Genomic DNA, 10,004 nt, shown 5'->3' on the forward strand with positions numbered 1-10,004 from the left:
TCAAAGATCGTCGCATGTAGCGGAACCCAGGAGGCCGTTTTTAGTTCACGCCACAATTCATGCCCCCGAATTCGCCCCTCAGAAAGGGGAAACCCGAGGTACGGGGGAAGAGCTCACGGATTCAGGTGAATTACAAGGGTACTCGTGTTGGTGATTATGTCGCAGATATTGTTGTTGAAGATGTGATTGTGATTGAACTGAAAAGTGTTAAAGCCCTAGATAAAAGTCATGAAGCTCAACTGTTGAATTATTTGAAAGCAACAGGTTATTCGGTTGGCTTATTGGTGAATTTTACCCATCCGAAAGCGGAAATCAGACGATTTGTTTTTTAGCCACAGACTCACACGGAAAGACACAGACAAGAGCTGAAAGATAAAAAAAGAAAAAAGCTTGGATTTAATGCTTTTGTCCGCTTTTGTCTGTGTGTGTCTGTGGCTAAGAGAGGTTTTATGGTTCCTGGCATTTTCATCACCTTCGATGTCGAATGCAGTATGGGTGGGGCCTGGGGCAATCCTTCGCTCAAACCCGTTCCCCCCCGACTCGGAATGATGGGCGAATATGGGGATAAAAAACTCGGTGTGCCGCTGATCTGCGACATCCTCGCCCGGCACGATCTTCAGGCGACCTTTTTCCTTGAACCCTTCAACGACGATCTCGGCTGGCCCGGCGAGACCGAGCCGGTGGCGCGGCATCTGGTCGAGCGGGGTCAGGACGTGCAACTGCACATCCACCCCAACCATGTCCATTACGGCCTGCAGCAATCGGGCAAGCCGTTCAAGAAAACCGACCAGATGGCGGACCTCGACCGGGACTGGCAGCGGGAACTGATCGGGCGCGGTGCCGATCTGCTGGAAAAATGGACCGGCACCCGTCCCATCGCCTTTCGTGCTGGGAACATGGGGGCTTCGGAGGAAACCCTTAAGGCCCTGCTCGCGGCGGGACTGTGGATCGACAGCAGCTACACCTTTCCCTATGTCGGTGGTCAGTGCCGCTTTGCCGAGACCGAGCGCTACAACGGTGGCAAGTGGTACGGAGAGGTTCTGGAGATGGCCCTTTCGGCCTACGAACAGCCGAAACTGCCGGGTATGCACCCGGCCAAGCCGGTGGATCTGATGGGGTCATCCTTCGAGGAATGCCGGGACGCGGTGCGCATGATCTGCGATGCCGGCGGCGACGCGGTGCTGATTCTGCACAGCTTCAGCCTCTTCAAGGTGCGGGACCATCAGTACAACGGCGGCAAGCTCAACCGGGTGGTGACGCGCCGCTTCGAGCGCTTCTGCGAATGGCTTGATAACAACCGCCGCCAGTATCCCCCCCGCACTTTCGCCGAACTCGGGCGACTGGTGAAGGAGGAGGGCTACCAACCAAAGGCGGTGGCGCCCTGCCTGGTCAACAACCCGCCCCGTGCCATCATTCGCAAAATCGTGCAGGGGCTGAACAATTTTTATTGGTTCTGAATTGGTTTTTGGCCACGGATGCACACGGACAAAGGCGGACAAAAACCGCAATCCCATCCACGGAAAACACGGAAAGCACGGACGTAAACCCAAAACACTGAAGTATTCAGCTTTTTCGGCTTTTAAATATTTTCCGGGTCTTCCGTGCCTTCCGTGGACAACATAGACTAAAGATTTTGGGCCTCTGTCTGTTTTTGTCCGTGTGTGTCTGTGGCGAACCTTTTAAAGAGGTGTTTATGCTTCCAATCGTAGCCCGCCGTCTTTTCCATCTTCAGGAACTCGCTTTGGGCCGTCCCAGTTTCCGGATTCTGGCCGAACTGCTGGAAAGCGAGCGCTGGTCGCCGGAGCGCTTGCGGCAGTTGCGGTTGGAGCGGTTGCAGACGATGGTCCGTAGCGCTTATGACCATACCCCCTATTGGCGGGAGTTGATGAAGACTCAGGGGTTTACGCCCGAGGACATCCGCTGCCTGGACGACCTGCGCCGCTTTCCCCTGCTGGAAAAGAACACCCTGCGTGAACGCCGGGAAGAGATGGTCTGGCGGGATGAAGGGAAGCGGTTGCAGTTGGTGCGCACCAGCGGTTCGACCAACGAAGCGCTGCAATTCTACACCTCCTCCACTCGCGAGGCCCAGATTAACGCGGCGCGCATGCGCGGTCACGAATGGGTGGGGGTGCGGCGGGGCGAGAAGGAACTGTACTACTGGGGCTCGCCAGTGGAACTGTGCAAGCAGGACCGGATCAAGCGTGTGCGCGACTGGCTGATCAACGACGGGTTGACCAACGGTTTCGAGGTTACCCCGGAGCGGCTGAGAAAAAATTACGGGGATTGGCTGGCCTGGGGTCCCAAGTGCATTTTCGGCTACCCGAGCACGTTCGTGCTAACGGTTACCATGGCCGAATCGCTGGGGTTGAATCTGAAGGAGTTACGCAATCGTGGCCTGTCCGTGATCATCACGACCAGTGAAATGCTTTCGGATGTGGACCGGAAGCTGATTGCCGACGGTTTCGGTGTGCCGGTGCGGGATTCCTACGGTCTGCGCGAGGCGGGACTGATCGGCCACGAATGCGAGCACGGCACCATGCACTGCATGGACGAGCAAATCATCCTCGAAACCATCGATCCCGAAACCCTGGAACCGACCGAAGGGGAGGGTGAACTGGTGGTAACCAACCTCGTCGGCCCGGCTTTCCCCGTGATTCGCTATCGCACCGGCGATATCGTTACCCTGTCGCAAGAGCCCTGCGCTTGCGGCAGAACGCTCTCCAGCATCAAGATCAGCGGCGGTCGGGCGGTGGAGTTTGTGGTGACCAAGGCCGGCAAGTGGGTGGTCGGCTATTCCTTCATCTACATCGCGCGCTCGGTACCGGGGATCGTCAAGTTCCAGGTAGTGCAGGAAAAGCTCGGCGAGATCTTTATCCGCCTGGCGGTGGACGAGCGCTTCCCGGCGGACGGCATCGAACTGGTGAAGAAAAAGGCCGCGCAACGCCTGGGCGGGGACGACGAGATTCACGTGGAAATCGTCGCCGACATCGCTCCGGCCCGCTCCGGCAAGTACCGGCCGGTAATCAGCAAAGTGGCGGAAGAGCTGTATAAAAAGCGCTCGTTCACGGATTGAGATGATTTTTCGGAGAGCAAGAGAAAAACTTTGGACACGGATTGCACGGATGACCACGGATTCAGTTCAGAAAATTGGGGCGTTGAAGTATCAAGAGCTGACAGATCATGTTCTCTGTTGCTTTTATAATGTCTATAACCGGTTGGGATATGGCTTCCTGGAAAAAGTTTACGAAAATGCCCTGATGGTTGAACTTAGAAAAAGTGGGTTGGCCTCCCGCGCACAATGCCCGATAAAGGTTCATTATGATGGCTATATTGTCGGTGAATATATTGCCGATATTATGGTCGACGACAAAATCATGGTCGAAGTGAAAGCTTCAAGATCGTTAATGCCGGGACATGAAGCGCAGTTGCTGAATTATTTGAAAGCGACGGAGATCGAAGTTGGTCTATTGCTTAATTTCGGTCCGAAACCAGAAATAAAACGCAAGATTTTTGACAATGATAAAAAGTGGTTCAATCAGTGAAAATCAGATTTGATCCGTGTACGAAGGGTTAAAAGATCAGGTTTTGGACACGGAAGAAGCAGAAAAGACGGATAAAATCGGATTTTAATGTTTTGATAGAAATCATAGATGTTTTGCTTTTGATCCGTGAAAATCAGATTTGATCCGTGTCTGAAGGGTTAAAAGATCAGGTTTTGGACACGGAAGAAGCAGAAAAGACGGATAAAATCGGATTTTAATGTTTTGATAGAAATCATAGATGTTTTGGTTTTGATCCGTGAAAATCAGATTTGATCCGTGTCCGAAGGGTTAAAAGATCAGGTTTTGGACACGGAAGAAGCAGAAAAGACGGATAAAATCGGATTTTAATGTTTTGATAGAAATCATAGATGTTTTGCTTTTGATCCGTGAAAATCAGATTTGATCCGTGTCCAGAAGGGTTGAAAGACTAGGTTTTGGACACGGAAGAAGCGGATAAAATCGGATTTAAGCTGTTCGTCCGTGGCTAACATCAAGACTGGGAGTTATTTGTGAAATTCATGATCGCCGTCGATTGCGACGGGCCGGCGTGTGTGGTTGGTGAGCCGGGGCGGGCGCTGAGCGACTCGCGGGATATGGTCTATGCCCGGGAGCAGGCGACCCGTGAGACCGACGCGGCGGCGCGGGCGTTGTTCGATGCCGGCGCCGAGAAAGTCGTGGTCTGGGACAATCACGGCTTCGGCGCCAATCTGGTTTTCGATCGCCTCGACCGGCGCTGCGAGGTGCTGCTTGGGACCGGCTTCGGTCGGCGCTTTCCACTACTGGATGACAGCTATGCCGGGGTGCTGATGATCGGCTACCACGCCATGGAAGGCACCCCCGCCGCCGTCCTCGCCCACACTTACAGCCCCCGCGCCTATCGGGCGATTCGCGTCAATGGCCGGGCGGTGGGGGAGATGGCCCTCGACGCGGCGGTGGCCGGAGAGCTGGGGGTGCCGCTGCTGCTGGTCGCCAGCGACGACAAGGGCTGCGACGAGGCGCGCCAGTTCATGCCCTGGATCGAAACGGTGGCGACCAAGCAGGGTTTTGGTCGCAACTGCGCTTACAGCAAACATCCGGCGGTGGCGGAAGAGGAAATCTACCGGGCGACGCTGCGGGCGGTAGAACGGTTGCACGAGATGCAGCCGCTGGTTTTTGCCCATCCGGTGCCCCTTGAAATCGAATTCAAAAAGCCGCTGCAAGTGCTGAAGGCCCGGATTCGGCGCAAGGGCTGGCGGTATGCGGGAGGTTTGCGGTTGAAGACCGAATTGGGGTCGATGCTGGAGTTTAGATGTTGAGTATAATCGAGTGCTTAGAGCTGATGTCTGAGGAGCTTCCACTTAAATTTCAGCTCTCACCGATATCGAAAGGCTTTATATGCTCTTGATGAGGATAATTCTGGTTTTTCTGCTGGATGTTGGCTGCTTGGCGCTAGGGCAAGAGTGCTTTGCGGCGAACCGTAACCCGCGGATCGAGGTGCTGGTTCAAAATGCTGATGCCTATGGTAAACAGGGAAATTTCGCCGTAGCTTTGCAACTGTACGAGCAGGCGATCCGGATGAGTCCTGGTGATCTGGAACTCTATTACAGGCGGGCAGGGGTATATGGGGATGCCGGTCATTACGTTAAGGCGATCAAGGACTTGAATCAGGTGATCAACCGGGGCGGAGGAAAATTCTCCCATGCCATCCGTTTTCGAGCCGATTGTTTCATGGCGCTGGGTTACTACCAACAGGCTGTCTCGGACTATCTGGCTTTTCTGCGAGTGGCACCGAAGGATGGAAAGGTCTGGTCATATCTGGTAGAAGCCTATGCGCTGATGGGGCAGAAACAGCTTGCGCTTCAAGCCGTCAATAAGGGTTTGGCTACCCAGTCACACTGGAGCGGCAAACTGAAAAAGTTGCAAGTTCAAGTCATGACCGGCCAAAGAATCAAACCACACAAACCTTTTTCCAACTAAAATTCCCTCAGCACTCAGGAGCCCCCCCCCATGCGCCCCTATTTTTTAGCTGTCATTCTCCTGCTCGCATTATCTTTCCATGCTGGAGCTGCCTCGCAATCCTTCACGGTTTCCTCCCATGCCGAACTGAAAAAGGCTCTGGCCCAGGTTGTTCCCGGCACCACCATCGAAGTGGCCCCCGGCATGTACGCGGGCGGCATTTATCTGGACAATGTTCATGGCGCTGTGGAGGCGCCCATCGTCATCACCGGCGTCGACCCAAACAATCCCCCGGTTTTTACCAGTAGGGGCGAGGGCGCCAAGCTGAGTGGTTGCTCCTACATTAGGCTCAGCCATCTGGTTTTTCAGGGGACGTCCCAGAACGGCATCAACATTGACGACGGTGGCAAGGCCGAAAGTCCTTCCCATCATCTGTTGCTGGAGCATCTCGAAGTTCGCAATATCGGTCCGAAAGGGAATGCCGACGCCCTGAAAATTTCCGGAACCCGGCATTTCGTGGTGCGCGACTGCCGCTTCGAAAACTGGGGCGGCTCGGCCATCGACTTGGTGGGCTGCCAAAATGGCTTGATCGAGGGGTGTCAACTACTGGGAGGGGGCGAGGGCTACCGTAATGCCAACGGTATCCAGATCAAGGGGGGCTCGCGTTTTATCCTGGTGCAGAATTCCCTCTTCCGCAACGCCGGTGAGAGAATCGTCAACCTGGGCGGCATGACCGGCCTGCAATATTTCCGGCCCAAGGTCGAGGATTTCGAGGCCAAGGACATCACCCTGGCCGGCAACACCTTCATCGGTGGCGAAGCGCAGGTCGCCTGGGTCACCGCCCAGAATAGCCATGTGCATCACAACCTTTTTTTTCTGCCGACCAAGTGGATCGGGCGGATTTTGCAGGAAACCCAGGATCAGCGCTTCAAGCCGAGTGGCAAGGGACTTTTTGAAAACAATATGGTGGTTATGGATGCGCGGGTCGGTTCCGTCCCTTTCAACGTTGGCCGCGGCACCGATCCGGACAGTTTTGTCTTTCGCGGCAACGCCTGGTTCCGGCCGGACAGCAGTCGCAAGCCGACCCTGCCGACCGCGGAAAGCGATGGGATTTACGATCTCGACCCGATGATTCTTGATTTGGGAAAAGGGCCGCTGGCGGCCAACACCGCCGACCCGCGCATCCGGCAGGTCGGACCCTGGGATTACCGGCCCTGGAAGCCGGCCGGGGATTTTGCCGATGTTGCGGTGCCGCCGGTGGTATTGCCGCAGCGGTAGGGGGGAACGGGGTGGTAAGGGCGACTCGGTGGGTCGCCCAGGGCGAGGCAGCGCCTTGCCCTTACGACATGCCCCGGGTTATGAGGTGAAACGCTTTGCGGATATGCTCGGGGCGCAGACGGCGCAGTTTGTCCCAGCGCAGCTGGCCGAGGATCGGCAGCAGGGTGCGAACGCGGAAGGCTTCCCGGCGATACCGCGCCGGAGTGATGCCGTCGCGTAGATAGCGGTTGGCCCGCTCCAGGTAGCGTTCGCCTTGGCCGCTGGTATTGATCGCGAGGGTTTCGCCGTCGTCGAAGACCGGAATCTGCTGGACGTTGCGCACGCCGTCGGCGTCGAGTTCGGCGAGCAGCAGGCAGCCGGTGCGTTCGAAGCGGTTCCAAGTGAGTACGTCGCCATTTTCCCAGTAAACCTCATTGGCCAGAAAATTCCCCAGTGAATAGGCGATGGGTGCCCGGCGGTGAAACTCCAGCCCTTGTACGACATGGGGATGATGGCCCAGCACCAGGGACGCGCCGGCGTCGATGAAGGCGCGCCCCTGCTCGATCTGGGCGGGGGAGGGAAAGCGGAAGCGCTCTTCTCCCCAGTGGGGCGTCAGGATGACGTGGTCCACTTCACGGCGCAGTTTCTCGATCTGTCGACAGAGTTCGTTTGTGTTCAGCGGCGGCACGCCGCTGGAATTTTTTGTGGCGAAGCGGTACATGCCGCTCGATCCGGCGACCGCCGGCAGGATGGCGATGCGCAGATTTTTGATATTGAGGATGAGCGGCCGTTGGGCTTCATCCAGGTTCAGCCCGGCGCCGCACCAGGCGATGCCCCTTTCGTCAAGAAGGGTGGTCAGGGAGTGGAACCCGTCGTCGCCGGCATCGAAGGCGTGATTGTTCCCCAGGGTGACGGCCGTGATGCCGACCCGGTTGAGTTCGCGGGGTTGGGATCTGTCGGCGAGAACCCGGGGCTCGCTGGCGACCAGGGGCCCCCCGGGCAGGGTGCATTCGAGGTTGGCCAACACCAGATCACAGTCGGCAAAGAGCCGGAGAACTTCGTCGGACAGGGCTTCCAGCCCCCGGCCGGGGACGGTGGCGCCGGGGCGGGTGGTGAAGAGCAGATCGCCCACGGCGGCAAGACGAATGGTCGTCATCTCAAGGTTTATCCTTGGAAGGTCGAGGGGGACGGGAAATCCAGGCGCCGAGGGCGCCGCCGATCATGAAACAATAGACGTCGGTCATCGACGGGGTGCGGCGGGGGAGAAACAGTTGTCCCCCTTCCTGGAAGAATCCGATCAGTCCGGTGAGGAGCACGGCCAGGATGAGCCGCCGGCGGCTGCCGTCGAAGTCGGGAAATCGTACCCGCAGCAGATATACCAGAATCCCGTTTACGGCGATAGCCTGAACAAAGAGCCGGGCATGGTTGAGAGAGGCGCCCATGGCATAGTGGTAGAAGGGGAGCAATTCGACGGGACGAGGGAGCTTCTGCCGCAGCAGCTCCCCATCGAGGATGAAGTTGAAGGGAGTCCAGGCCAGATAGAAACCATAAGCCAAAAGGGCCAGGATGCCCAACTCAAGTTTGCGCCGATGGGAAAGGCGCGGCGCGAGTAAGGGGCCGACCCATAATGCCGCGAGAACTCCGCCGGTACTGGTCGCGACGTTGGCCAGATTCAGGATGCGCGAGACGATGAGCGGCTTGAGCAGTTCCAGGCCGACAGCCAGGGCGACGGCCAGAAGCGCCGCCCGCCACCAGGAGCGGATGCGAGTGGCCCCTCCCCCCCATGCGGCCAGCAGGCAGGTCAAAATCAGATAAGCCAGTGTGCGGGTGACCAGCCACCAGTGCCAGGGGTGTTGGGCCAGTCCGGCGAAGAGATCGAAGTGGGCGTTTTTCAGGTTGCGCCAAACCTGGGAGAGCAGGATGGTCGGCAAGAAGGGCGACAAGGCATCGGCCACCAGCAAGCCCGCGATTATCAGGGTCAGAATGTCGAGGGGCCGCTCCCGCCAGCGGTTGACGAGCCAGCCATGGAGCCGCTCCCAAGCGGTTTTACCCCGCAGGGTGCCGCACAGCGCGCCGGCCATGCCGCTTAAGGTGTTGAGCAGCCAGTCGGCGGCGCTGGGGGTGCGGGACAGGGTCATCCCTTGCAGGGTTTCCACCCCCAGGCTTAGGAGCGAGCAAAACAGGGTCGAGAAAAGGAAGACTGTTGGCGCTCCCAGGCGGCTAAAGCGGCCGCGAACGGCCAGGAGCAGGCCCAGGGGCGCGTAGAGAACCAGGTTGCTGACCACATCCGAGCCGCTGATCCGGGCTTGGGGGTTGAAGGGCCAGTGGTTCCAGAATTCCCCCCGCCACAACTGGCGTCCGTCCATCACTCCCGTGAAGTCGTAAGGCATGAGGCTGGCGTAAAGGAGCAGGGCGCCGTAAATCAACACCAAGGCGGTCAGCGGTTTGCGGGGGGCGGGTAGTGAAGTCATAGGGAGGGCAAGTCTAACATCGAAGACGGAAAGGGCAACGCGGAGGGGAGCCGTCAGAGAATCCGCACATTCCGGCGCTGGAATCCTTTCCAAAAGGGTGTCGGGTCGGCCTGCATCCGGGCGAATTCTTCGGGGGTGTAGACCAGCAGGTCGACGGGTACCCCAAGATCCTGGAGGTTGGCGAAGGCGCGGGGGCGTTCGATGAAGGGTTCTTCACTCGGCATGACCGCAAGCAGGTCGAGATCCGACCAATGCGTGCAGGTGCCGTCGGCGAAGGAGCCAAAGATGTAGGCCTCGTGAACGCCCTTTGAGGCGAGTTTTTTTCGCAGGAAGTCGCGGATTTCCTCGGGCGGGAAATCGAGAATGCTGACCGGCGGCCGGCTACGGTCAAGGATTTTCATTGAGATACCGGTTCATGATCCTTCAATCCTTGTGTGAAAGTTGTTTCACTCTAGTTGTCATCTCCCGCCCCTGTCAAGAGGGAGGCTTTGCTCGGTGTCGGATTGTAAAACAAAATATCGGGAAAATTTACAGGTCGGAGGCGGAGATTTACTCATGGGAGGAGTAAATTGTGAATATTAATTCAGATTAACTGAGGTATGTTTATTGCAGATCATAGCCTGAAATCACGCGAGTTGCTTGGTGTTCATACGGTTTTGCAGGAGGCTATGATGAACCTGAATCCGTAAGATCACAATCAGAAGAATTTCAGCGAATGCAGATAAGCTATTGATTTTCTTTGTTATTTATGCTACCATCTAGCCCGTCGAAAACTCACTTGGCGGGTGAATTTTATGAA

10 protein-coding genes are annotated in these 10,004 nt (G+C 56.9%); 7 read left to right on the forward strand and 3 right to left on the reverse strand.

Annotated features, from left to right (window positions below):
- Window positions 1-59: 59 nt before the first annotated feature.
- From RBR25_RS16845 to RBR25_RS16875, 7 genes are all read left to right on the forward strand, one after another.
- Window positions 60-332, forward strand: a complete 273-nt coding sequence (locus tag RBR25_RS16845) for a GxxExxY protein (RefSeq protein ID WP_432820704.1) — start codon at window positions 60-62, stop codon at window positions 330-332.
- A 117-nt stretch (window positions 333-449) separates the two neighbouring features.
- Window positions 450-1,457 (forward strand): polysaccharide deacetylase family protein, encoded by a 1,008-nt coding sequence (locus tag RBR25_RS16850; RefSeq protein WP_432820705.1) that lies wholly within the window; start codon window positions 450-452, stop codon window positions 1,455-1,457.
- Window positions 1,458-1,693: 236 nt separating this feature from the next.
- On the forward strand, window positions 1,694-3,073 hold the full coding sequence (locus RBR25_RS16855; protein ID WP_432820706.1) for a phenylacetate--CoA ligase family protein: 1,380 nt from the start codon (window positions 1,694-1,696) through the stop codon (window positions 3,071-3,073).
- Window positions 3,074-3,122: 49 nt separating this feature from the next.
- Window positions 3,123-3,542, forward strand: coding sequence for a GxxExxY protein (locus RBR25_RS16860; RefSeq protein WP_432820707.1), 420 nt, complete (start codon window positions 3,123-3,125; stop codon window positions 3,540-3,542).
- 518 nt (window positions 3,543-4,060) lie between these two features.
- Window positions 4,061-4,837, forward strand: a complete 777-nt coding sequence (locus RBR25_RS16865; protein WP_432820713.1) for a M55 family metallopeptidase — start codon at window positions 4,061-4,063, stop codon at window positions 4,835-4,837.
- 88 nt (window positions 4,838-4,925) lie between these two features.
- Window positions 4,926-5,498 (forward strand): tetratricopeptide repeat protein, encoded by a 573-nt coding sequence (locus RBR25_RS16870; RefSeq protein ID WP_432820708.1) that lies wholly within the window; start codon window positions 4,926-4,928, stop codon window positions 5,496-5,498.
- Between the two features lie 30 nt (window positions 5,499-5,528).
- On the forward strand, window positions 5,529-6,755 hold the full coding sequence (locus RBR25_RS16875; RefSeq protein WP_432820709.1) for a right-handed parallel beta-helix repeat-containing protein: 1,227 nt from the start codon (window positions 5,529-5,531) through the stop codon (window positions 6,753-6,755).
- 61 nt (window positions 6,756-6,816) lie between these two features.
- Here RBR25_RS16875 and RBR25_RS16880 read toward each other — a convergent pair whose 3' ends face one another.
- The 3 genes from RBR25_RS16880 to RBR25_RS16890 are packed head-to-tail and all read right to left on the reverse strand — an operon-like array spanning window position 6,817 to window position 9,606.
- A complete protein-coding gene (locus RBR25_RS16880) occupies window positions 6,817-7,890 on the reverse strand; it encodes a CapA family protein (RefSeq protein WP_432820710.1) in 1,074 nt (357 codons plus the stop codon).
- A 1-nt stretch (window position 7,891) separates the two neighbouring features.
- Window positions 7,892-9,205, reverse strand: a complete 1,314-nt coding sequence (locus RBR25_RS16885; protein ID WP_432820711.1) for a VanZ family protein — start codon at window positions 9,203-9,205, stop codon at window positions 7,892-7,894.
- Window positions 9,206-9,258: 53 nt separating this feature from the next.
- The gene (locus tag RBR25_RS16890; RefSeq protein WP_432820712.1) at window positions 9,259-9,606 is read right to left on the reverse strand and encodes a nucleotidyltransferase domain-containing protein; all 348 of its coding nucleotides are present in this window, start codon (window positions 9,604-9,606) and stop codon (window positions 9,259-9,261) included.
- Between the last annotated feature and the right edge of the window lie 398 nt (window positions 9,607-10,004).

It is taken from the genome of Trichloromonas sp. (assembly GCF_034006665.1).
GTDB lineage: Bacteria > Desulfobacterota > Desulfuromonadia > Desulfuromonadales > Trichloromonadaceae > Trichloromonas.